This window comes from Agarivorans albus, assembly GCF_019670105.1.
Taxonomy (GTDB): Bacteria; Pseudomonadota; Gammaproteobacteria; order Enterobacterales; family Celerinatantimonadaceae; genus Agarivorans; species Agarivorans albus.
The window spans coordinates 1,973,728-1,996,641 of sequence record NZ_AP023032.1 but is presented as its reverse complement, the minus strand read 5'-3'; the positions used below and the strand labels follow the sequence as shown (position 1 = coordinate 1,996,641).

The following is a 22,914-nucleotide window of genomic DNA, read 5'->3' as shown; positions in this document are numbered from 1 at the left end:
TAAACACAAAGTAGTTAAGGGAAGAGTATGTGTTCCATATTTGGAGTTCTAGACATTAAATCTGACCTCAGTGTATTGCGTAAGCAAGCACTTGAGATGTCAAAACGTTTACGCCACCGTGGCCCGGATTGGTCAGGTATTTACACTTCAAAAAATGCCATCTTAGTGCATGAGCGTTTATCTATCGTAGACGTAAATACCGGCGCACAACCTCTTTATAATCCCGAAAAAACTCACGCTCTTGCGGTTAATGGTGAGATCTACAACCACAAAGATCTTAAAGCTCAGCTTAATGTTGATTTTGAATTTCAGACAGAGTCTGACTGCGAAATCATCTTGGCCTTGTACAAAGAAAAAGGCATTGAGTTTTTAGACGACCTAAACGGTATCTTCGGTTTCTGCTTATACGACTCTGAAGAAGACGCCTACCTAATTGGTCGTGACCATATTGGTATTATTCCTCTTTATACTGGCTACGATGAGCACGGTAACTTCTACGTTGCTTCAGAAATGAAAGCATTGACGCCTATTTGTAAAACAGTGAGCGAATTCCCTCCTGGTCACTACTTATACAGCAAGAACGGCGAACCTGTTAAATACTACAAGCGCGATTGGATGGACTACAAAAACGTAGAAAACAACGACGCTAGTGTAGAAGATTTAAAAGTAGCTTTAGAAGCTGCGGTAAAACGCCAGTTAATGTGTGACGTTCCGTACGGTGTATTACTCTCTGGTGGTTTGGATTCTTCGGTTATTTCTGCAATTACTAAAATGTATGCAGATAAGCGTGTTGAAGATAATGACAATTCTGAAGCTTGGTGGCCGCAACTGCACTCATTTGCAGTTGGCCTAGTAGGCTCGCCAGACCTAATTGCTGCACAAAAAGTTGCTGACCATTTAGGTACCGTGCACCACGAAATTCACTTTACCGTTCAAGAAGGTATTGACGCCATTAAAGACGTTATTTACCACCTTGAAACCTATGACGTAACAACCATTCGTGCGTCTACTCCTATGTACCTAATGGCCCGTAAAATTAAAGCGATGGGCATTAAAATGGTACTTTCTGGAGAAGGTGCTGATGAAATCTTCGGTGGTTACTTGTACTTTCACAAAGCGCCAAACGCAAAAGAGTTCCACGAAGAAACCCTACGTAAGCTTGAGAAACTGCACATGTTCGATTGTAACCGTGCTAACAAATCTCTTGCTGCTTGGGGCATTGAAGGCCGTGTACCGTTCTTAGACAAAGAGTTCATGGATGTTGCAATGCGCATAAACCCAGAAGCTAAGATGTGTGCCGGCGATAAAATTGAGAAGCACATTGTACGTGAAGCTTTTGAAGGTTACTTACCTGCTGAAGTGGCTTGGCGTCAAAAAGAGCAATTCTCAGATGGTGTTGGTTACTCATGGATTGACAGCTTAAAAGAATTGGTTGAATTGGAAGTCTCTGATCAAGAATTGTCGAATGCGGCTTTCCGCTTCCCAATTAATACGCCAGATACTAAAGAAGCGTACTTCTACCGCAGCATGTTTGAAGAACATTTCCCACAGGACTCTGCAGCAGAATGTGTACCTCACGGTAAGTCTGTAGCTTGTTCAACTCCTGAAGCGATTGCTTGGGATGAGAGCTTTGCCAACAACGCCGATCCTTCTGGTCGCGCAGTACTATCGGTTCACAACGAAGCTTACTAGTTACTAAAATCTTTACCGCTTTAAACAAAAAAACCGATGCTTTGCATCGGTTTTTTTATTGCGCGTAAATCCAGCCCTAAGGCTAGAATCTAAACGTTAATCAAGCCATACAAGCTACATAAGCGGTGGTAAACGATGTCTCTTGAAAGGCTTTAAGGCCCGTTGCAGAAAACTCTACCGGCATTGGGTTATCTTTTAATACTTGCTTAGATTTAGTGGCTGAAACTAAGTCTACATTTAGCTCGCTAATTAACTCGATAGCCGCTTCCAATTTAAAGCCTACCGCACCACCGGCAAATTTACCTTTCATTGGGCGCTGCTTAATCGCCACTTTCTCAACCTTGTAATCGCTCATCAATTTAGCAAAGGCGAACTGAAAATCACGTAAGTGCTGAGTGCTGTTTATGTCGCTTAAAGTAAGACGGCGCACACGACAATCTGGAATTTGAAATAGTCCATCTTCCAGTGTTAGCAAGCTAACAATAACTTCATTACTTTTTATTTCTACACCGCATACTTTCATCTTGCTACCTATTTTAATCTACGTTCATGCAAACTAAGTGTTGCACAAAAAAGGCCGCTATGCGGCCTAATCAATTTGCTGCTCTAAGCTAGCTTAGAATGGCATTTTCATACCTGGAGGCATTTGCATTCCACCGGTTACATCAGCCATTTTTTCTTTGCTGGTTTCTTCTACACGACGTACTGCGTCATTAACCGCTGCAGCCAGTAAGTCTTCAATCATGTCTTTGTCATCGTCCATTAAGCTTTCATCTAGCTCAACACGACGAACGTTGTGGTTACCTAGCATAACAACTTTCACCAAGCCTGCGCCTGATTCACCAGTAACTTCCATTTTGGCGATTTCTTCTTGAGCGCGCTGCATTTTATCTTGCATTTGCTGCGCTTGCTTCATTAGGTTACCCATTCCGCCTTTAAACATAACTATTCTCTTCTCTTCTATTAGTTATAACTGCGACATTACATCTAGATTAATGTCGAAAATCAAGTTGTTCAGTGGTATTTCACACTGTCGTTATCTAATTCTGCACCAAAGCGTTGCTGTAATACTTGGATATTAGGATCACTCAATAACCTATCAATGGCTGCATTGGTATTTTTTTGATGAAGTAACTGCGCCAACTCTAAAGGTGTTTTGCCATTTGAGTTTTCACCGACAGTTATTTCTAATTCGATTTCCTGCTGCAAGCACACGCTCAATTGCTGATTTAACTCTTCCACCGAGCTTGGTTTAGGCAAGTGAGATAACTCGGGTTTTAATAGCAACTTTACGGTGCTTTCAGAAAGTTGATACAAAGAGTTAATGGCTATTTGTCGAGCAATTGGCCCTAATTCCATAAACTTCACCATCTCGGACCAAGCTTCATCATTGTCGTTTGTAGTGGCGACAAAGCTTACCGTTTCTACTTCCTCAACTGGTTCAACCGTTTCTGGCTGCGCTGGTGAAAGATTATTCGAGGATGGCTCCGAAGCATTTACTGATGCTAAGTTTGGCTTTAGATTGTTAGAGGCGCCCGCCTCTTCAGACTTTTTTCCGGACTTTCCTCGCCCACGTAGCTGGCTTCTCAACTGCAACAAGGATGCAGTTTCTTCTTTAGCCGGTGCTTGAGGAACATCTACTGGAGTAGTCTCAGGCATTGCAGCAGGCAAGTCTTGAGCTTGGTATTCGGCAGCATAATTAGGCTCTTCATATTCAGCCTCAACATTCATGTCGGCAAACTGGGCATAATAACTATCATCAACCGATGCTTGATCTGCACTAACAGCGGCTTGTTTGGTGTTGGCCTGAGGAGCAGCTTGAGTTGATGAAGGTGGTGTTTGGGAAGGCGCCGGATGGCTTGCCACTGGTGGCGTGCTCCCTGTAGATGCTTCTGTTGCAACTGGTTCTGCTGGGTTGCCTACATCCGCTGAAGAAGCAGCTTGTTTGGTTTGCTGTTGCTGTTGCTGTTGCTGTTGCTGTTGCTCAGAACTATCACCACGTAACTGATTTTTCAGCTTGGCAATGCTCTGCTCTCGCTGCACAACTCGCTCATCTTTATCAACAGGAGCTGGCGCATTATCGCTAACACCTGATACTGCAGGAGCGGTAGGTATTTCATAACCTTGCTGCGTCGCTTGCTCTAAAATTTCTTGTTGCTCTTTTACTAAGCTTTTATCCGCTAAATCTGCATTGCTCGGGCTATTTTCTGTAGTAATCGGGCTTGCAACTTCACCCTGCTCTGCTGGCTGAAATGCCAACAATCGTAATACGGTCATTTCGAAACCGCTACGTGGGCTTGGAGCGTAAGCAAAATCTCGCTTACCAGTAATCACTATTTGATAAAGTAACTGCACCAGTTGCGCGTCTACTTGCTCTGCAAGCATTTGAATCGTTTCATCATGTTGACTTGCTGGTAGCACCTGCGCCATAGCTACTTTATGAATAATCTCAGCGAGTTGTTGATGCAAGTGCTCGTAATCAGGCGACATACTCGCTAACTCTGAGATTTTGCTGAATACCGATTCTGTTTGCCCGGCAACGACATGACAAAGAAGCTGACGCAACTGATGAGGGTCTAACACGCCCAACATATTAAGTACTTGCTGGTAAGCTAGCTCTTGGTTAGACAAGGCTAACGCTTGATCAGTTAAGCTCAAAGCGTCTCGCATGCTACCATCGGCTGCATGGGCTAAAGCAGCAAGTGCTGCAGGCTGATATTTACGCTGTTCAGCATCTAAAATATGAGCTAACTGCTGAGAAATTTGTTCTTCACTCAGCGCTTTCAACTGGAATTGTAAGCAGCGTGACAACACCGTAACCGGCAGTTTCTGCGGATCGGTGGTAGCAAGTAAAAATTTAACGTGTTCTGGTGGCTCTTCTAGTGTTTTAAGTAGTGCGTTAAAACTATGACGTGACAACATATGTACTTCGTCGATTAAGTACACCTTATAGCGGCCTTTGGCGGGGCTATACTGAACGTTGTCTAGAAGCTCTCGAGTATCTTCGACTTTAGTGCGCGAGGCAGCATCAATTTCTAACAAGTCAACAAAGTTACCTTGATCGACTTCTAGGCAATTACTGCACTTGCCACAAGGATTAGAAGACACTCCTTGCTCACAATTGAGGCTTTTAGCAAACAAGCGCGCAATAGTTGTTTTACCCACACCGCGGGTGCCACTAAACAAATATGCGTGATGCAAACGCTGTTGGTCTAATGAGTTTATCAAGCCAGCTAGTACATGTTGTTGGGCAACAACTTGCTGGAATGTTCTGGGTCGCCATTTTCTCGCTAGGGCTTGATAATTCATTAAATGCTGTTGTCCTATTCGCCTTCGAACTCAACTAGATAAGTTGATTCTACTCCGAGTGTCGTTAATTTCTGTGCGCCAGGTAAGTCTACCAAATTAATAACAAAGGCCGCATAGTTGATTTCGCCGCCTAACTGGCGAATTAACTTCACAGACGCCTCGGCGGTACCGCCAGTTGCGATTAAATCATCAACCAACAACACTTTGTCGCCAGGCTGAATAGCATCGGTATGTATTTCCAAAGTATCCATACCATATTCAAGCTCATAGCTTTCGCCAATGACTTCGCGAGGTAACTTGCCAGGTTTGCGAACCGGAATAAAACCAACCCCTAATGCCAGCGCTAGTGGCGCACCAAAAATAAAACCTCTTGCTTCGGTGCCAACGATCTTGGTAATACCAAGGTTTTCGAAACGCTGTTGCCATTCATGAATAACCAAGGCAAAAGCCTTTGGATCTTCAATTAAACTGGTAACATCCCTAAACAATATCCCCTCTTTTGGGTAGTTAGGGATAGTTTTAATTGCGTTCTTTATATACTCAAGATTAGCGCTGCTCATACCGGCTTCCATTTTCCAAAAAAAACGCCCAAACAGGATGGGCGTATTTACAATCTTTAATTATCTCAGTTTATGACGATAAAGCAACGAAGTGCTAACCTAGATAATAGCCAAAAGTTAGGCAAATATTTTTAGTAGAGACAAGCTCAAAGGTAGGGTTGGTAACAGCAGCGCCACTACAAAACCTAGGAAATAGAATACGTTATAATCTTCTTTAAACTGCTGGTCCATCTAAACTTCACCTTTAAACTAAATTCAATCAACATTGATCTAGATCAATTATACTTGAGCATCATCTCTACAAACACCCAACAAAAACATGGAAATAAACTGAGCATCCAGCTTATTCAGGCCAATAATTTGCGTAGCTAATTTGCTAGCAGCAGACACCACAAACCGTTAGAATGGCCGCTTTTTCAAACTAAGGTTTACTATGCGCGTAGTTTTAGCCCCAATGGAAGGCGTTGCAGATGCTTCCATGCGCCAGCTTTTGTCTAGTTGTGGTGGCTACGACTGGTGTGTAACAGAGTTCATTCGTGTTACTGACGTAGCCCTGCCCGACAAAGTATTCTACAAGTACTGCCCGGAACTACATGAGCAAGGTTTAATAGCAGGCCACACCCCGGTTAGAGTACAGCTGTTAGGCCAGCATCCTGGCCCGATGGCAGAAAATGCGGTAAGAGCTATCGAACTTGGCTCTCATGGTTTAGATCTAAACTTTGGCTGCCCCAGCAATACTGTTACTGGAAGCTGCGGTGGTGCGTCTATGCTAAAAGCCCCTCAGTCGATTTTTGATGTTGTCAGTGAAGTAAGAAAAGCGGTACCTAAGCAGCATATTGTATCTGCCAAAATTCGCTTAGGTTGGGAAAACAAAGAAGACTGCTTTGATATTGTGCAAGCTGTGCAAGAAGCAGGCGCCAATGAGCTAACCATTCATGCGAGAACTAAGCTCGACGGTTACAAAGCGCCAGCGCATTGGCACTATATAAAGCAAGTTAAACAACAGTTCTCTATTCCTATTATTGCTAACGGAGAAGTTTGGAACCGAGAAAACTACTTACAGTGCAAAGAAGCAAGCGATTGTGAAGATGTAATGATTGGCCGTGGTGCACTTACTATTCCAAACCTTGCTAAAGTAGTACGAGGTGACGAAGAACCATTGCATTGGTCAGCAGTGATTGAGCTGCTAATTCGCTACTCTCAGCACGAAATCACCAGTGAAAAAGCCAAGTACTACCAAAGCCGGGTGAAACAGTGGTTAAGATACCTTTCTGGCTACTACACCGAAGCCGACGATCTCTTTCGCAACATCAGAGTATTAAAAGATACCAATTCTATTGTTAAGCAAATCCGCTTTCAGCAATGCAAAGATTGACCTTTCGTTAAGCTTGGCTTTACGTTTCTTCGCACTATTTGCTCATATTCTGTATTAGATCAACAAAACCCTAATAAAAGTAGTTATATAGCTTTTTAGTGTTTCGTTTTGATTCACATCATATCTCGGGGTTAGACCCGGTGTTTATACTGCTAGCTCATTTAATAATTGGGCTTAAACGTGGAATTTAGAGATTATCAGTTGCGACTCACGCAACAATTAGAGCAGTTAAAGTCTGAAATAATCTCAATTTTAACTGCCTCAGAAAAAACCAGCTTGAAGCTAACAGCTGACAAATTACAGTCTTTAACTAACGAAGAACTTATTGACCAGGCCCTGAAATTGCAGCTCTCAGAGCTAACGACTCAGTTAAAACAATTACAAAGGGTTGACGCAGCACTTTGCCAAATAGACTTAGGTTTATATGGATTGTGTAGCGACTGTGAAGAAGAGATTGAAATTGGCCGTTTAGAAAACGATCCAAGTACTCAACGCTGTCAACGCTGTAGTGACAAACACCGTATGTTTAAGCGGCGCGAAAGTTTCGCACTTTAAATTATACTGAAACCAGTAAATACAAAAAGGCCACCCTTAGGTGGCCTTTTTACTTCCATCTTCTTAGAAGAATTAGAAGTTGTAACGTACACCCACTGCTAAGCGGTTGTCGTCTTCTTTAGCACCAGATACAGACTTAGTAGTCTCGTCTTGGTACTCAGTGTACAAAAGAACATTGTTCCAATCGTACATTGCACCAACTAAAGCAGTTTTTAGGTCAGCTGAAGAGTTTTTGTCTTCTTGAACGTTCCAACCAGTGTAAAGCTGTAGACCCATGTCTAGCGTGTAAGCGAATACACCTTCGTGGCCGATAGCTTTGTCAGATACGCCAGTAGCGCCTTCAAACTGTACGTGGTTTTTGAACTCACCGTAAGATACCGCAGCGTAGATAGGGCCTTGGTTGTAGCTAGCCGCTAACGCAGTAAGCTTAGCATCGCCATCGTTGAACACTTCTGATTTTTCAGCATCAGTACGGTTCATTTGGTGGTAAGTAGCACCAACATTTAGACCGAAATCGAAGTCATAAGAAACAGCACCAGAGTAGCTATCTTTACGACCTTCATCTTCGTCAGCGAATTGGTACTGACCGCTTAAGTTAACGCCGCCAAAGCTACCGTTGTATTGAAGTGCGTCGTTAGCACGTGCAGTACCTGCTTTGTCACCGTTGTCGTAAATACCCATTGCGGTACCGCCGTATACCCAAAATACATCGGTTACGCCAGTGATAGTGTAGTAAGTAGACCATTGCTTACCGTAAGAAACAGAACCATAGTCTGCGTGGTCAACTGCGATGAAACCTAAACGGTTGAAGAAAGGAGAGTCACTGTTACCATTTGGGTTGTCTAAACCGTACTCCATAGTAGCGCGAGCAGTAACATTTTCGCTCATTTTGCGAGAGAAGTTTAGGTTAATACGTGAAGAGTTGTTTTCTGAACGAAGATCGCGCTCGCCTTCGTTGTTAGCAGACTCAACCATAAGGTTAAGACGACCACCGATAGAAAATGCGTTTTCGCCGTCGTTGTAAATTTCTTGAGCGTTAGTTGCACCAGTTGCAAATAATGCTGGGATTGCGATTGCTAGAATAGTCTTTTTCAAAGTTCCACTGCCTATTTTGAGATTAATAATTTATCTCTTCCTTGACCCATTCATTCGTCCTTGGAATGGTTTCCTTGAGCAGTGAATTCCCTCTCACGGCCGACATATTTGCTGATAATGAGAGTGAAATCAACATTTTTTTGAAGTTTTTATGAACTTTTATGGTTAATTGAAAGTGCAATAGGCATGTCAACAAAATAAAAATCTAAACAATGTCTATTTAATAGCAAATATTTAGGCAAGCTTAAGATTTAAAAAGCTTTTTAGGGAAAGTGAAGAAAGAGAACTTACAAGCTAGGCTAGGAAAATTTGAAATCAGATAAAACAAAAAAGCCCACCGAAGTGAGCTTTTTAATGGCTGTAGAACGCTTAACTAGCGCTCATCGCAACAATAAACTTAGAAGTTGTATTGTACTGCGATAGTCCATTCGTTGTCAGCGCCTTCTAGGCCATTGTTCAAGTACTCAGCCCATGCTTTCATGTTGCTGTTGAACTTGTAAGCTGCACCAAGCTTGAATGCTTTAGCAGTATCGCCTAAATCACTAGCGTCGCCTTTACCTTCTTGCGCAGCATAACCTGTGTATAGAGATACAGCGTTAATGTCGTAAGAAGCAACTAAGTCATAACCTTTAAGTTCTGCACCATCTAGATCAGTAGCAGCGTATACAGCGCCTAAGTATAGGTCTTCCCAAGAGTAAGTAGCAGAAAGAGCCATGTTCTTCTTATCGGCACCATTTACTGCACCGTTTTCGAAAGAATCAAATTTTTCTACGTGGTAACCACCATATAGACCTAAACCGAAGTCAAAGTTGTAACCTAAAGTAGCAGCGTAACCTTGATCTAAAGAAGCTTGAGTAGGTTCAGCAGGGATGCCTGAGTCAGGGTTGCCAAAACCTAGCTTGAAGTTCTCATCACGGAACTGGTAAGAAGCACCAACGTAAAAACCACCAAACTCACCAGAGTATACGATTTGACCTTCTTGGCGACCATCTTCGATTGCCGTGAAAGCTTCGTAACCGTAGGTATTGAAGATATCTGTTGCAGCTACAGCTTGGTAGAAAGCAGTATCAGTTTGACCAAATACTACTGAACCAGCATCATCGAATTCGAAACCAGCGTAGATGTGACGAGCGGAAAGCTGCTTAGCTGATTCGCCGCTGTTTTCGGCACGAATTTGCCACTCACCACGAGCTAAACCGTAAACGCCTGATGCAATTTCAGATTTTGCTTTAAAGCCCATACGAGCAGAACCAACACCATCAAGGTCTGAATCGTCGCCACCAGCATCACTGATATCAAATTGCATACGACCGTAAAGTTCAGCTGTTACGCCGTCAGCGTCATATACTGTTGCAGCTTGTGCAGATGCTGCGAATAGAGCTGGTATTGCTACCGCTAGAATTGTTTTTTTCATTTTTCCTGTGCCTTCTTAGCAATTAAACACTTGTTCCTTAAATTCCCTGTGCGACAGTGATTTCTCACTGTCTGGTCAATACATTATCAAGCTGAAAAATTTTTGCAATAAAAAATTGAACTTTTATAAAATCACGTAAAACCCTGTATCTACGCGCTTTTAGAGTGGTCAAACTATAGTCAGGCACAATAAAAGAATGTATTAGAGATAAAAACGTGATCTAGCTCTAACAGTATTTAAGCCAATAATTTGATTTTTTTACAGTATTTTATGTCGCTCTAGTCATCTATAATATCTAGGCATGGAATAAGCGCTTACTTATAAGTTGTTAACAACATTGAGGAATTCATGTTAACAGAAAAAAACAAACAACGAATTCGCCATTGGTATAATACTCTTCAGGAGCAAAACCCATTATTTGTGAAGAGATCTGCACAAAGTTCTCTTATTGCACAAATAGCCAAAACAATTGCTGGGGACATTAATCGTAAACAACGGGTGCTTTTAGCAGAAGCCGGCACGGGAACAGGTAAATCGCTAGCTTATTTACTGGCGTCTATTCCATTAGCCAGAGCCCTAAATAAGAAAGTTGTCGTTTCCACCGCAACCGTTGCCCTGCAGCAACAACTAATAGAAAGCGATTTACCCACGGTGCATAGAGCAGCACACGGCGAGTTTGAGTTTGCCTTAGCAAAAGGAAGGCAGCGGTATTGTTGCGCCCATAAACTTGTAGCTGCGACTAGCGCCGATTTAGGCCTCACCCCTAAACAATTAGATCTCACCAAAAAAATGGCAATTGCTTTGCAGCAAGGTAAATGGGATGGCGATAGAGATAGCTGGCCAGGGCAAGTACCTTGGCAAATTTGGCAACATGTTGTGGTTGATACTCTAAGTTGCTCGGTTCAATCGGCTAGGCATAGAAGTTGTCCGTTTCATAAAGCACGCAAAGGTTTAAAAAAAGCTGATGTTATTGTGGCAAACCACAGTTTGTTGCTCGCCGATCTTCATGCAGGCAGTGGCCATATTCTGCCGGCAGCAGAAGATTGCATCTATATTTTAGACGAAGCTCATCAGTTTCCAGAGATAGCAAGAGAAGCTAGCGCTAAGCAACTAATGCTAAATCACGCACTAAAGGAGCTAGAAAACCTAAAGCTGTTCGACAAAGAATTAGCGAACATACTAAACCCAAATGCCATTGCAGGAAGCAGCCTAAAGCTAAAGGAAGCTTGCGCAGAACTAAACCGCTGCTTTAACAAACTTAAGGATGTTGCAAATGCGAATAAAGAATCATTTGATAACAGTCAGCATTGGCGCTTCGCTTTAGGAAAAACTCCCTCGGCAGTTATTAACCTAGCCAGTAACTACCATAAAGAAGCCAATAAGCTCAGCAATAGTTTGCAACATTACGCAGGGGTTATCCAAGAGAACGTTGCCAACAATCAAATGAAGTCTGCCCAGGCTGAAGCCTTACTGAGTAGATTAAGCATCATGCAAAGTTTAGCTGAGTCTTGGTTGGAGGTGTTGTTTAGTTATGCGAACGAAAACAACCAAAAAAACTATGCCTTTTGGTTTACTCGTAAAGATAAAGAAATACAGCTTTGTAGTTCACCAATAGAAATTGGTGGTTTGCTGCAACAGCTGCTGTGGCAAGACGCTTTTTCGGTTATAGCCGTTTCAGCAACACTTAGTGCTCTAGGTAACTTCTCCTATTATGTAAACCAAATTGGCTTACCTAAGTTAGCCAGCGAACAGCTCATAAAGCTGCCTTCCCCTTTTAACTACCAACAGGTTATTTTAGAGGTTCCGAATAATATCGCTGAGCCTGACCATCCTGAATTTGCCAATAATGTTGCTCAAAAGATCATCGAAGCTCAGCACAATCAAGGCGGCATATTGGTACTTTGTAACTCTTATCGTTTAGTGGATAAAGTTGCGGAGCAATTAGAAAAGCAAAAATTAGATAACCTTTGGATTCAAGGTCAATTAACCAATCAACAAATCTTGGCAAAACACCGACAAAGTCGACAACAAAAACAAACCAGTACTATTCTCGCCACAATTGGTTTTAGTGAAGGCATAGATTTGCCCGGTGATCTATTAACCGACCTTATCATTGCTCGCCTTCCCTTTGCAGTGCCGACCGAACCCGTTATGGCCAGCCATGCTGAGCTGCTTGAAAGTCGCAACCAAAATCCGTTCATGTTGCTAACTTTACCTAGCGCCAGCAGAAAACTAGTACAGAGCTGCGGAAGACTAATGAGAAAAGAAAGTGATTCAGGTAGAATCGTGCTGCTCGATAGTCGACTCACTACTCGTCGATACGGCAAGCAACTATTAGCTGCATTACCACCTTATAAAAGAAGTGACCATTGATGTTAGAACTGGGACTCGACCCTTCTGTTTTGATCCTTATCGTAGGCATAGGCCTAACAGCCGGTTTTATTGATGCTATTGCAGGAGGCGGAGGCCTATTAACCATTCCCGCCTTACTAAGCATTGGCTTACCTCCTCACATTGCCTTAGGTACTAACAAGCTTGCTGCGAGTTTTGGTTCAAGCACCGCTGCATGGACATTTTATCGCAAACAACTATTTAACCCGGTGTTTTGGCTTTGGAGCTTTGTTGCTACTGCAATTGGCGCCTTTGCCGGCACCTTTATCGTCGACTTTATTAGTACCGAGTGGTTAGAAAAGCTGTTACCTCTAGTGATTATGGCAACCGCGGTTTACACCATCCTTAATCGTAAACAAGCCGACGGCCAAGCAGTGCTTCCCAAAGCAGACAAAAAACTAACCAAACAAATGCTTGGGCAAGGTTTAAGCTTAGGCTTTTACGATGGTGTTGCCGGTCCTGGTACCGGAGCTTTCTGGACGGTATCGTCCATGGCCTTATATAAGATGAACATTTTATTGTCCTCTGGCTTAGCAAAAGCGATGAACTTCACCAGTAACTTTGTTTCCTTTATTACCTTTGTATACTTAGGCCACGTAAATTGGGCAATTGGGTTAACCATGGGCGTAAGTATTATGCTTGGAGCAGTAGTTGGCGCGCATTCTGCCATTCACTTTGGTGCTAAATTTATTCGCCCGGTGTTTATTACTGTGGTAATGGTTATTGCCGGTAAACTGGCTTGGCAAGCATGGTTGAGTTAGAACTTGAAACGTTGGCGCAAAAGCTTCGCCAACTAAAGGAGCAAGCCGTACACCGAGATTTGCAAGGTGAACGCAGCGCGTACGCAAAAACCGCAGTACTTGATGAACGATTTAACTGTCGTAGTGATCTGTTTAGTGACTATGTTAGTGAGCTTGAAAAAGACCTCCTTCAAATAAGTCGCTTAGGTGAAAAAACCAAAGACATAGACTTGCTCAAACTATACTGCGACCGATTTGTAGGTAAATTTGCCATGCTGCAAGGTAAAATTAACCAGGTAACTCGCAAACAAAAACAACGCTCCATTCCCCAGCAGCAGCGGATCCAGAGTTGGCAAAATCGCTTAAATAAAGTAATCAACTCTGGCGATCAAAATCAACTGCGCGAAAAGCTCAATCAACAAAAGCAATTTGAAGCACAATTAGAACAAAAAATTGCAGAAAAAAACCAAGTACTTAATCGTAGTAATATCAAGACAGATACTGCTAGACTAAGCGCGGAGATCCTCAGCTTAAAAAGTCGTTTAGGTGAGTGTCAAAAAACCACTTGGAAACTGGAACAGAAAATAAATCAGTTAGAATCACGCTTTAAGGAGTAATTCATGCGATTCTTTGGGAAGACTGTAAGCTTAACATTTGCTTGTATTGCAAGCTTCAACGCCTTTGCCGCGAGCTTTTCTACACCTAGTCACTTTGAGATTATGTATGTAGATAAACAGTCTACTGGTGTACTTAGCCTTAGCAAAACTAGCGCCGACTTAAATGCTGGTCCTCATCAAGTTGTGGTTCGCTACGCAGACAACGTAGGCTCTAACAGCAATTCAGAAATTATTAAGTCAACGCCCATCGTTATCAACTTAAACGTTAAAGATGGCCAAGACATCGTTTTAAAAGCTCAACAACCCCGCAGTATTAGCAAAGCCAAAAAATTTGCTGATAAGCCAAGTTTTAGTTTAAAAGATGAAAACGGTGGTTCTGTAGACTCAAGTTATTATCTTCTGCCTTTAAAACCAGGTATGCAGTTTTCTCGTGATTATTTAGAAGAGATTGCCGCCATTGAAGCTAAACAAGGTACAGCGGCTCCAGCAGCTGCCGCCGCCACAACCACTGCCGTGGTAGCTAAAACCGACACTCCAGCGGCAAGTTCTACAAATAGCAACAGCAATGCCACAGCTGCAGTAGCAACAACCGCTGTTGCAGCTACAGCAGTAGCAGCCTCTAACGATAGTCCAGCTGCAGCAAGTAACGACGTAGCAGTTCCTGCGGGAGACAATACCGAATTACAAATGCTGCAATTTTGGTATCAGCGTGCTGATGCAGCTACGCGTAAGCAGTTTCAAATTTGGGTAATCCAACAACAATAAAAACCTAACGAATACTGGCCTGAGTTGTGTCAACTCAGGTCATTTTCCCATCGCTTTAGCTCTCCCGGATTTCTATGTCTCTTAACTCCGCTCCAAAACACATTCAGTTGGCTGTAGATTTAATTCAATTACTTGAAGAAAACCACATTGAGCCAGAGCTCGCGCTTAAGGCACTAGAAATAGTGAGCCAAGACTGCCAAAAAAAACTTGCAGAACAAGCAAAACCAGAAGATTAAACTCAAAATATCCTCACAAATTTAACTTAGTGCTCAACAATAAGCCTAAGAGCCTGAATTTTAGATATTTGTCACTTATATATTTTTATTATTTTTTTGTGAAAAGCTAAATACCATAAACATATTTGGTTAATAAGATTTAATTGACCAATAAGTGAGCGGTTTTTTGTGATCCAAATCAGAACTTTAGTTCCCTTCCACTATAAACTTTCTGCCGAACTCAAAACAAAACACACACGGTAATTCACTTAAACGTGAACAAGGAACTACCCTATGAAAAAAATTGCACTACTTTCAGCTGCCGCTCTTTTAGCCAGCGCGCCTGCCAGCGCCGAGTATCTTTACGGTTTTGGTAACATCAGCGTAAACTACTTAGATTGGTCTAAAAACACTCAAGACCGTACTGGTTTCCAAGAAGATTTTGCTTACCTTGAATTAGAAGGTGGCGCAGGTTTTGATTGGGGTGAAGTATACGGCTTCTTCGATCTAGAAAACGTTCAAGATGGAAGCGATGAACTACGTACAGCATATAAAGGAACTATTGCTTACAAAATCGCTGATACTGATTTCCGTTTATACGGCCAACACTACGCAACTGACTCAAAAGGTTTTGCTGCAAACAACACTGTACTAGGTGGTCAATACCGCTTCCAAGGTGACGGTTGGTTTGTTACTCCTTGGGTTGGTGCTCACATGACTATCACAAACCCTTCTTGGAACGACGGTTTCACTGGTTTTAACGGTGGTATGTTCGGTTGGACCGCGGTTTACAACTTTACCGCTTGGGACCAAAAATTCTGGATCTCTAACTGGCACGAATCTGAATTTGCACGTAAGTCAGATTACACCGACGTTTCTGGCGAAACTGATGATGTATCAATGAATGGTGCATTAGCATTTTGGTGGGATGCCACAGAGCACGTAACTACCGGTATCCAATACCGTTACGCATACAACAAGCTAGGTACTGTAGGCAACCAAAACGCCTTCATCTACTCACTACGTTACAACTTCTAAGTTCGTAGTTAGCAGAGTAAAAAGCCAGGCATTGCCTGGCTTTTTTGTTTAAGGAAGGTGTAACTGAGTAGTGCTGCCAGATGAATGCTTAAGCACATCTATACGGCTGGTAATTTGTTCCTTCATCTCAGACACATGAGAAATCACCCCCACCATTCGGCCTGTACTTTGCAAATCCACCAAAGTTCGAATCGCCAAATCTAATGACTCTTGATCCAAGCTACCGAAACCTTCATCAATAAACAGAGTATCTAGTTTTATGCCACCTGCATAGGCTTGTACCACATCAGACAGCCCCAATGCCATGGCTAGCGCAGCCATAAAGCTCTCGCCCCCACTTAGGGTTGCGACAGGGCGTACTTTAGAAGTGTAGCTATCTTCCACTTCTAGCTCTAAGCCAGAGGCTTTGTTGCCTTTCGCCCGTTGCTCTTTGCGAATAAGCTGGTAACGCCCTTTACTCATAACGCTTAGCCGCTGGCTGGCCTGCAGCAATACGTCATCTAGCAAAACACTCAATACAAAGCGCTGCAAACTCACTTTGTTACCGGTTTGGCCGTTAGCCACATCGGCTAAAGTGCCTACTACTTGGTATTGGTCAGCGAGAGATTGGACATTCTTATCGGCTTGATTTAGCTTATTTTGAATATCTAACAAACTTAACTGACGATTATTGAGCTTGTTCCACTCCGCATCTGCTAAATCTTTTTGTTCTAGCAGCTTGTTAAGCGCTTGCGCTAAGTCTTCAATATTTTGCTGCTTTTTACCCTTTAGTTTGACCTTTAATTGCTCTAATTGCGCAGACACTGTTGTTAAGTCGCTATGATATTCTTCTAGCTCCTTTGCAAGTCCTGCCATTTCTTCATCACTAATCAAGGCCATGTTAAAGGCGCTTTCATTGGCAAAACTGGATTTTGCTAATTGTTCAGAAAACGTAGCTTGCGCTTCACTTAAAGCTTGCTGAGCGAGCTGCAGCGCCTGTTTTGCCGCTGTAGCTGCCGATTGTTTAGCGCTTAAGTCTTCACGAGCAACATTGTGTTGCTCGTTTATCACTGCAATAGATGTCTTAAGTTGCTCAATTTGCTGCTGTTGTAAGTTTATTGCTTCATCAAGAATTGACGGCTGCTGAAACTTCTGGGGTAGATTTTGCTCAGCACTCTCCCGCTGCCCTTGCAACACATCTAACTGGCTTTTGGTTTGCTGATATAAATCTCGCGCTTGCTCTACCTGAGCTTGCAGCTGCTTCTCTGTTTGCTCTGTTTGCTCAAGTTGTTGTTGCTGTTGTTTAGCATGTAACTGAGCCTGTTGAGTGGCTGCCAAAGCTTGCTGTGCAGCATCCAGCTCTGCGCGAAACTGTTGAAAGGAGGTTGCCGCTTTATCGCCCAGTTGCTGGCTAAGATTCTGCTGTTGATTTAGCCATTCGCTTTGCTTAGTTTTTAAGGTTTTGTAGTGCTGACGCGCTTCTTCTAGTTTATCTCGCGCGATTTGCTCATTGTTACGTGCCTGTTCTACATCATTTTCGCTGGGCAATGCTTGCTGACTCGCCGCAAGTTGAGGATGCGCAGTGCTGCCACATACTGGGCAAGCATCACCAGCCTTAAGACGCTGCGCCATGATAGCTGCTTGGCCTTGATGCCAAGTTAGTTGAACCTGATTCGCCTGCTGCTGAGCTTGCTCGTAATGAGCTTTAAGCTGCTTACCTTGCTCAGCAGATTGTTCAACTTCCCGTTTATTCTCGCTTAACTGTTGATTGAGTTTTGCTAAAGAATCAGCCTGCTCAAGATACTGTTGAGCTAAACCTAAAAGCCGCTGTTTTTCCGCTTGGGTTTCGGCCAATTGGCGACTGCTGGTAAGTTGCTCGCTTAAAGCGGCTTTACTGCTAACTAAATCTACCAGCTGCTGCTTTAACCCCTTGCCTTGTTCTGCTTGGCTATCTAGTTTTGCATGAGCGGCAGTTTGCTGCTGCTTAAGCTTTTCTAGTTCTTGAATCAGTGGCTTAAAGTTTTGTAGCGAAAGTAAGCTTTCTTGAGCTTGCGCTAATTGCGCTTCTTTCTCTGGCATTTGCTCCACTTGCTGCAGAGCTTGCTGCAAGTGTTGTTGAGCCAAACTTAATGCCGATTCACCCTGGCTTTGTGCCAAACTGGCTTGCTTAGCCTCGTTAAAACGCTGCACTTTTGCCGTATCAAAGGCCTCAATAGCCTGAGCAGCTTTGGCTTGGTCTAAGCGAGTTTGCTTTTCGCCAATATTGGCTTTTTGTTTGTTTAAAGCACTTAAAGATGTTTTGAGAGTAGCCTGTAAACTAAAGTCTTCGTCGAGTAGTTTGGCCGCTTCATAGTCTTTATTTGCTGCTGAGTACTGAGACTCAGTTTGCTGTTTTTGCGCTAAGGCTTGCTCAAGTTGCAGGCTTAACTGGGCTAGCTCTTCGCTTAAATTGCTTTGCTCATTTAGATCTGCACTTTGTAAAATACCTTCGCGAATATTTTTTTGCTCTAGGGCTTTTGTACGAATGCTAGCCGCTTGATTTTTAAGGCTATCTTCAATTTTTTTGTATATATGCGTTTGAAACAATTGAGAAAATATTTTTTCCCGCTCTTTCGAGTCAGCCATTAACAGCTGACGAAACTTGCCCTGCGGCAAGACCATCACTTGGCGAAACTGGTCGGCATCTAAACCGGTAAGCGCTTCTATCTGACTATTGGCTTCAGACACTTTGGCGGGCACCAACAGCTCTTCGCTGCCGTCATCATTAACTAAACTTAACTGTGCTTCGGGCTTTTGTTGAGTATAACCATCACCGGATTTTTTTAAGCGTGCTTGTTCGGGCACGCGACGAATTTTATAGCGTTTCGCCCCTAGTTCAAACTCAAAAATCACTTCAGTTAGTAGGGCTTCATCGGCCAAATCGCAACGCATTTGTGAAGCTTCGCGCTCGTCACCTGTGCTCTTTCCATACAAGGCGAAACACATGGCATCTAAAATGGTGGTTTTACCCGCGCCCGTAGGACCATTGAGCAGAAACAGCGGGTTTTGGCCGAGTTGGCGAAAATCTATCAACTCTGTTCCAGCAAAGGGGCCAAAGGCGCTCATGCATAAAGTAATTGGGCGCATTATTGGTCTCCGCGGTGCAGTTGGTCGATAGTTTGCTTTAACAAAGCTTGCTGCTCAGCGCTTAGCTCGTCGCCAGACACTTGGGCAAAAAAGTCGGTGAACATGTCGTATTCACCTTTTTTTATGTGCTCTCGATTAAGCTCAAGCTTGTCTGTATTCGCCATCAAGCCGGTTCGCTCGAGGTGCAGAACATTTGGGTATACCTCGCGTAACTTACCCATGGCATCTAAAATGGCCGACTTATCTAACAAACGCACCATTAGGTAATCATCTCGGTGACTATCGGCGCTTCCGCTAGCTAATAACTCGTCGAGATAACCTTCTATAATGCGTACGTCTCGCTTAGCGTTTAGAGCAATCAGTTCTATATTGCAGTCGTCTTCGGTGAGCTCAACCAAAGTCACAGACTTAGCCTGATGCTGCTCGCTAAAGGAATATTTTAATGGAGAACCGGAATAACGGATCTGCTGTGATCCCTTGTATTGAGGCCCATGTAAATGGCCTAGTGTAACATAATCAAAGTCGCTAAATAGGTGTGGAGAAATCTTATCAGCCCCACCAATGCTAAGTGGCCGCTCTGATTCGGATTCATCACCGCCATCTAAAAAGCAGTGAGCAATCACCACCTTTTTTAAGCCTTCGCTATCATGTTGTTTAACTTGTTCAACCAGCACTTGCATTGCTTCTTGATGGCTAGTTGCTTGGCACTCAAATACTTCGCGTACGGTCGCTGGTTCAGCATAAGGGAGCGGATAAAACACCACTGATTCACCATCTTTGGCGGCAAGCTTAATGGCAGGAATTTGTTGACCTAAAGTGCCACTAATATAAAGGCCACTTTCACGCATTTGTCTCGATGCAAAAGCTAGGCGCTGCGCGCCATCGTGATTTCCGGCAATCAGTATCACAGGAATGTTTAGCTGATTAACGAGTTTATCTAGGGTGTCATCAAGCAGCTTAACAGCATTACTGGGTGGCACAGAGCGATCAAATACATCACCAGCTACGATTAACGCATCCACTTGTTGCTGTTGGGCAATTTGAATAATTTGCTCTAACACATACTCTTGATCTTCTAATAAAGACTGATTGTGTAACTGGCGCCCAAGGTGCCAATCAGAAGTGTGGAGAAATTTCATTCAATATCCGTAAGTTAAACCAGAAACAAGCACAAGTGCTTTACTAATTGCAGTGCCAGCATTATCGCCAAGCCATGCTTTTAAGGCAACGAATATACGCATTTGGCACCAAGCAAGCTGTCAAAGAAATGAATTCGTCAGCGAAACTCGCATAGCGCTTTAGACTCTGGCAACATACAATTATTGTTTCGAGTTAATTCAAGGAAGAACAGTGTCTGATCAAGGTTCTACTGGCAACGTGCTTGCCGCTATTTGTAGCTTTTTTATCCCCGGTTTAGGCCAATTAGTTCAAGGCAGAATTCTGTCGGCTTTAATGTTTTTTGTAATCACCGCTTCAGGCTACGCGCTTTGGTGGTTAATTGTGCCCATTGTGATTGCGGTGATCGTTCATATTTGGGCAATTATTGACGCAGCGAGATTTACACCAGGGAGTAACTAATGAGAATTTTTAGCATATTATTATTGCTTACCGGCCTTGTTGCTTGTGAATCCACCTATTACTCCGCAATGGAAAAGGTGGGCTACCACAAACGCGAGATATTGGTTGACCGAGTAGAAGAAGCACAAGAAAGCCAACAAGATGCGCAGCAACAGTTCACCTCGGCTCTTGAACAGCTAAAAACCTTAACTAATTTTGATGGCGGCGATTTAGAAGATGTTTACGATGAAGTTAATGCCCAATATAAAGACTCTAAAGCAGCAGCCGAAACCGTAAGTGAACGGATAGATGAAGTAGACAGTGTTGCAGAAGCACTTTTTGATGAATGGCAAGATGAGTTAGAGCAATACCAGTCAGCCAGCTTAAAAGCAGAAAGTAAGCAGCAGCTGTCAGATACGCGTAAACGTTACGCCGCCATGCTTAAAGCCATGCGCAAAGCTGAAGCGCAAATGGATCCAGTTCTTAGTCGCTTAAACGATAATCAGCTTTACTTAAAACATAATCTAAATGCTCGAGCCATTGGCGCGGTTGGCAAAGAGTTTTCTCGATTAGAGCAAGAAGTTGCAGACGTAATTAAACAAATGAGCAAAGCGATAGCCGAATCAGACAAATTCATCGCAAGCATGAAATAACTAAGTTACAAGGCTACAAGTCCTTCTTTTGTAGCCTTTTATTTGCCTTTTCTACTATCAATCCCTTCTCACCAACAGCTGTAACATTTCTTTCATAAAAATGAAGTAAATTTGCCACTCGAAATTATTTTTGAACTAAGCAGCACAATAGCTAAGCGCTTAAATTCTGTTGCAGGCCAAGGTACTTTATTGATGTTTTATCGGATTAAACAGCTACAACTTAAGCCTGCGTTATTTGCGCTACTTTGCAGCCTGTTTCCCATCATCATTAGTTATTTTTGGATTGTTGAAACCAGCAAACAACAAAGGCGAGAAGCTTTTAATCACGACTATCAAATAACCTTCAACAACATTAGTCATAACCTAAAGGCCATTGACCAGCAGTTTGAGCAACTCTCTCATGTAAGTGAACAGTGCCAAGAAGATACTTTAATCGCCTTGCGCAAAGTTCACTTTAAGATCTCTTACATTGCAGAAATGGGCTTGGTAAGCCAACACGGCAAATTGCTGTGCTCCAGCTGGGGGAAGCTAGATCCTCCCACCGACGTACTTAAGCCAATTAATTCTAACGTGTTGCGCTACTTTGGGCCTCTCGTTCTAGAGTACACCAAAGAACCAGCTATGGTTGTTGCCAAAACCCGCCCCGATGGCAGCGAAGTTAACGCAGCAATACCGCTAGAGGTATTCCGTTCATTTATCGAAGATACCAGCCAATCTAGTGACATCGTCGCTTTAAGCGACAGCCAAAATGGCACTCCCCTTTTTGTAAGTGGTAGTTACAGCTTGCCGCTAAACTTAAATAGCCCTTTGTTCCCATTACAACAAAGTAAAACCAGCGGTTTTGCGCAATTTGATGATGACAGCAATAAATATTTTGTTAGCGAAGTTTTTCCTGCACTGCCAGGGCTAGCCCTCGTTGCCAGCCGCCCAACTTCTGAACTATACAAAGGTGTCTATTGTTTAAGCCTAGTGCAGTTAAGCATGTATACCCTACTGCTATGCTGCACCGTGTTCTTGGTATACCGACATCGCAGCCAGCGTCTTAGCCAGCGCTCTCGGCTTAAGTTAGCACTTAAAAACCACGAGTTTATAAACTACTACCAAGCTATTTTTGACACAAGAAACTGCCAGCTAGTCGCAGTAGAAGCGCTTGTTCGCTGGATGCACCCGGTAGATGGCCTGCGTTACCCAGATGCTTTTTTGCCCGATATTGACCGCTATCGTTTGCAAGTTGCCCTTACCGAACAAGTGATCAGTAACTTAAAGAATGACCTTCACTCTTTGTTAGCCAAATGTCCTCAGCTAAAAGTGAATATCAACATCACCGGGCAGCATTTAAAAGACGCATCTTTTATTAAACAAGTGCTAAGCGCACATGCCGATTTCCCTAACTTGTGTTTAGAAGTAACCGAAACCGAACTAGTAGAAATAGATTCTCCTCAGGTGCAACAGTCGTTGCAGAGCTTAAAGGAGCAAGGCGTTAAATTGGCTATCGACGATTTTGGTACTGGTTATGCCGGCCTACAATATTTACAACAACTGCCCTTAGATGCCTTAAAAATAGACCGCAGTTTTGTGGTAGCCATTAACACCAATTCTCCACAAGCCAAAGTACTAGATGGCGTAATCGACTTAGCCTTAAACCTAAATCTGCAAATAGTGGCCGAAGGCGTAGAGAATCAGCAACAAGCAAATTACCTTATTTCTAAAGGTGTTTATTTACACCAAGGCTGGCTCTACGGCAAACCACAGGCCATTAACAAATTCAGCGAGTAAAGATTGGCTGTATTGCTTGAGCTGTTTTTTTGTAATGTTTATCAATACTTGCAAGCC

The 22,914-nt window shown here is 43.1% G+C and carries 20 protein-coding genes; 12 read left to right on the top strand and 8 right to left on the bottom strand.

What is annotated here, in order from left to right; all coding sequences use genetic code 11:
- Positions 1 to 27 precede the first annotated feature (27 nt).
- Positions 28 to 1,692 (top strand): asparagine synthase B, encoded by a 1,665-nt coding sequence (gene asnB, locus K5620_RS09145; protein ID WP_016401136.1) that lies wholly within the window; start codon positions 28 to 30, stop codon positions 1,690 to 1,692.
- Positions 1,693 to 1,792: 100 nt separating this feature from the next.
- Here the strand turns inward: asnB and K5620_RS09140 are convergent, their stop codons facing one another.
- The 4 genes from K5620_RS09140 to apt form a co-directional block, all read right to left on the bottom strand.
- Positions 1,793 to 2,215 carry a DUF3010 family protein gene (locus K5620_RS09140; RefSeq protein WP_016401137.1) on the bottom strand — a complete coding sequence of 141 codons (423 nt, stop codon included), beginning with the start codon at positions 2,213 to 2,215 and terminating at the stop codon, positions 1,793 to 1,795.
- Between the two features lie 93 nt (positions 2,216 to 2,308).
- On the bottom strand, positions 2,309 to 2,635 hold the full coding sequence (locus K5620_RS09135; RefSeq protein WP_016401138.1) for a YbaB/EbfC family nucleoid-associated protein: 327 nt from the start codon (positions 2,633 to 2,635) through the stop codon (positions 2,309 to 2,311).
- A 71-nt stretch (positions 2,636 to 2,706) separates the two neighbouring features.
- On the bottom strand, positions 2,707 to 5,001 hold the full coding sequence (dnaX, locus tag K5620_RS09130) for a DNA polymerase III subunit gamma/tau (RefSeq protein WP_016401139.1): 2,295 nt from the start codon (positions 4,999 to 5,001) through the stop codon (positions 2,707 to 2,709).
- A 14-nt stretch (positions 5,002 to 5,015) separates the two neighbouring features.
- Positions 5,016 to 5,561, bottom strand: a complete 546-nt coding sequence (apt, locus tag K5620_RS09125; RefSeq protein ID WP_016401140.1) for an adenine phosphoribosyltransferase — start codon at positions 5,559 to 5,561, stop codon at positions 5,016 to 5,018.
- A gap of 433 nt (positions 5,562 to 5,994) precedes the next feature.
- Between apt and K5620_RS09120 the strand changes: the two genes are divergently transcribed.
- Together K5620_RS09120 and K5620_RS09115 are read left to right on the top strand one after the other, a co-directional pair.
- The gene (locus tag K5620_RS09120; protein WP_016401143.1) at positions 5,995 to 6,936 is read left to right on the top strand and encodes a tRNA-dihydrouridine synthase; all 942 of its coding nucleotides are present in this window, start codon (positions 5,995 to 5,997) and stop codon (positions 6,934 to 6,936) included.
- A 180-nt stretch (positions 6,937 to 7,116) separates the two neighbouring features.
- The gene (locus tag K5620_RS09115; RefSeq protein WP_016401144.1) at positions 7,117 to 7,491 is read left to right on the top strand and encodes a TraR/DksA family transcriptional regulator; all 375 of its coding nucleotides are present in this window, start codon (positions 7,117 to 7,119) and stop codon (positions 7,489 to 7,491) included.
- Positions 7,492 to 7,563: 72 nt separating this feature from the next.
- Here K5620_RS09115 and K5620_RS09110 read toward each other — a convergent pair whose 3' ends face one another.
- Positions 7,564 to 8,586 (bottom strand): porin, encoded by a 1,023-nt coding sequence (locus tag K5620_RS09110; protein ID WP_016401145.1) that lies wholly within the window; start codon positions 8,584 to 8,586, stop codon positions 7,564 to 7,566.
- 397 nt (positions 8,587 to 8,983) lie between these two features.
- Entirely contained in the window at positions 8,984 to 10,000 is a 1,017-nt protein-coding gene (locus K5620_RS09105; protein ID WP_016401147.1) for a porin, read from the bottom strand.
- 348 nt (positions 10,001 to 10,348) lie between these two features.
- Here K5620_RS09105 and dinG point away from each other — a divergent pair, with 348 nt between their 5' ends.
- From dinG to K5620_RS09075, 6 genes are all read left to right on the top strand, one after another.
- Entirely contained in the window at positions 10,349 to 12,373 is a 2,025-nt protein-coding gene (gene dinG / locus K5620_RS09100) for an ATP-dependent DNA helicase DinG (protein WP_221077475.1), read from the top strand.
- Positions 12,373 to 13,152, top strand: coding sequence for a TSUP family transporter (locus tag K5620_RS09095; RefSeq protein WP_016401150.1), 780 nt, complete (start codon positions 12,373 to 12,375; stop codon positions 13,150 to 13,152). Before dinG ends, K5620_RS09095 begins: the two co-directional genes overlap by 1 nt.
- Positions 13,140 to 13,748 (top strand): primosomal replication protein PriC, encoded by a 609-nt coding sequence (priC, locus tag K5620_RS09090; RefSeq protein ID WP_016401151.1) that lies wholly within the window; start codon positions 13,140 to 13,142, stop codon positions 13,746 to 13,748. The genes K5620_RS09095 and priC overlap by 13 nt, the downstream gene beginning before the upstream one ends.
- Positions 13,749 to 13,751: 3 nt before the next feature.
- Positions 13,752 to 14,513 carry a YccT family protein gene (locus K5620_RS09085; RefSeq protein ID WP_016401152.1) on the top strand — a complete coding sequence of 254 codons (762 nt, stop codon included), beginning with the start codon at positions 13,752 to 13,754 and terminating at the stop codon, positions 14,511 to 14,513.
- Between the two features lie 74 nt (positions 14,514 to 14,587).
- A complete protein-coding gene (gene rsmS, locus K5620_RS09080; RefSeq protein ID WP_016401153.1) occupies positions 14,588 to 14,749 on the top strand; it encodes a pleiotropic regulatory protein RsmS in 162 nt (53 codons plus the stop codon).
- A gap of 273 nt (positions 14,750 to 15,022) precedes the next feature.
- A complete protein-coding gene (locus K5620_RS09075) occupies positions 15,023 to 15,766 on the top strand; it encodes an outer membrane protein OmpK (RefSeq protein WP_016401154.1) in 744 nt (247 codons plus the stop codon).
- Between the two features lie 48 nt (positions 15,767 to 15,814).
- On the opposite strand, the gene K5620_RS09070 is transcribed toward K5620_RS09075, so the two are convergent.
- Positions 15,815 to 18,871 (bottom strand): AAA family ATPase, encoded by a 3,057-nt coding sequence (locus K5620_RS09070; protein WP_016401155.1) that lies wholly within the window; start codon positions 18,869 to 18,871, stop codon positions 15,815 to 15,817.
- Entirely contained in the window at positions 18,871 to 20,010 is a 1,140-nt protein-coding gene (locus K5620_RS09065; protein ID WP_221077474.1) for an exonuclease SbcCD subunit D, read from the bottom strand. Before K5620_RS09065 ends, K5620_RS09070 begins: the two co-directional genes overlap by 1 nt.
- A 211-nt stretch (positions 20,011 to 20,221) precedes the next feature.
- Between K5620_RS09065 and K5620_RS09060 the strand changes: the two genes are divergently transcribed.
- The 3 genes from K5620_RS09060 (at position 20,222) to K5620_RS09050 (ending at position 22,857) form a co-directional block, all read left to right on the top strand.
- Positions 20,222 to 20,449: a hypothetical protein gene (locus K5620_RS09060; protein WP_016401157.1), complete on the top strand. Its 228-nt coding sequence runs from the start codon at positions 20,222 to 20,224 to the stop codon at positions 20,447 to 20,449.
- On the top strand, positions 20,449 to 21,081 hold the full coding sequence (locus K5620_RS09055) for a DUF2959 domain-containing protein (protein ID WP_016401158.1): 633 nt from the start codon (positions 20,449 to 20,451) through the stop codon (positions 21,079 to 21,081). Before K5620_RS09060 ends, K5620_RS09055 begins: the two co-directional genes overlap by 1 nt.
- A 111-nt stretch (positions 21,082 to 21,192) precedes the next feature.
- Positions 21,193 to 22,857 carry an EAL domain-containing protein gene (locus K5620_RS09050; RefSeq protein WP_051147579.1) on the top strand — a complete coding sequence of 555 codons (1,665 nt, stop codon included), beginning with the start codon at positions 21,193 to 21,195 and terminating at the stop codon, positions 22,855 to 22,857.
- Positions 22,858 to 22,914: the final 57 nt, after the last annotated feature.

Excerpts from the sequence above, each read along its gene's own strand:
- K5620_RS09075 (WP_016401154.1), top strand. The coding sequence starts at position 15,023 with ATGAAAAAAATTGCACTACTTTCAGCTGCCGCTCTTTTAGCCAGCGCG.
- dinG (WP_221077475.1), top strand. The coding sequence starts at position 10,349 with ATGTTAACAGAAAAAAACAAACAACGAATTCGCCATTGGTATAATACT.
- K5620_RS09070 (WP_016401155.1), bottom strand. The coding sequence starts at position 18,871 with ATGCGCCCAATTACTTTATGCATGAGCGCCTTTGGCCCCTTTGCTGGA.
- K5620_RS09085 (WP_016401152.1), top strand. The coding sequence starts at position 13,752 with ATGCGATTCTTTGGGAAGACTGTAAGCTTAACATTTGCTTGTATTGCA.
- K5620_RS09095 (WP_016401150.1), top strand. The coding sequence starts at position 12,373 with ATGTTAGAACTGGGACTCGACCCTTCTGTTTTGATCCTTATCGTAGGC.
- priC (WP_016401151.1), top strand. The coding sequence starts at position 13,140 with ATGGTTGAGTTAGAACTTGAAACGTTGGCGCAAAAGCTTCGCCAACTA.
- asnB (WP_016401136.1), top strand. The coding sequence starts at position 28 with ATGTGTTCCATATTTGGAGTTCTAGACATTAAATCTGACCTCAGTGTA.
- dnaX (WP_016401139.1), bottom strand. The coding sequence starts at position 5,001 with ATGAATTATCAAGCCCTAGCGAGAAAATGGCGACCCAGAACATTCCAG.
- K5620_RS09065 (WP_221077474.1), bottom strand. The coding sequence starts at position 20,010 with ATGAAATTTCTCCACACTTCTGATTGGCACCTTGGGCGCCAGTTACAC.
- rsmS (WP_016401153.1), top strand. The coding sequence starts at position 14,588 with ATGTCTCTTAACTCCGCTCCAAAACACATTCAGTTGGCTGTAGATTTA.
- K5620_RS09135 (WP_016401138.1), bottom strand. The coding sequence starts at position 2,635 with ATGTTTAAAGGCGGAATGGGTAACCTAATGAAGCAAGCGCAGCAAATG.
- K5620_RS09105 (WP_016401147.1), bottom strand. The coding sequence starts at position 10,000 with ATGAAAAAAACAATTCTAGCGGTAGCAATACCAGCTCTATTCGCAGCA.
- K5620_RS09055 (WP_016401158.1), top strand. The coding sequence starts at position 20,449 with ATGAGAATTTTTAGCATATTATTATTGCTTACCGGCCTTGTTGCTTGT.
- K5620_RS09120 (WP_016401143.1), top strand. The coding sequence starts at position 5,995 with ATGCGCGTAGTTTTAGCCCCAATGGAAGGCGTTGCAGATGCTTCCATG.
- apt (WP_016401140.1), bottom strand. The coding sequence starts at position 5,561 with ATGAGCAGCGCTAATCTTGAGTATATAAAGAACGCAATTAAAACTATC.
- K5620_RS09140 (WP_016401137.1), bottom strand. The coding sequence starts at position 2,215 with ATGAAAGTATGCGGTGTAGAAATAAAAAGTAATGAAGTTATTGTTAGC.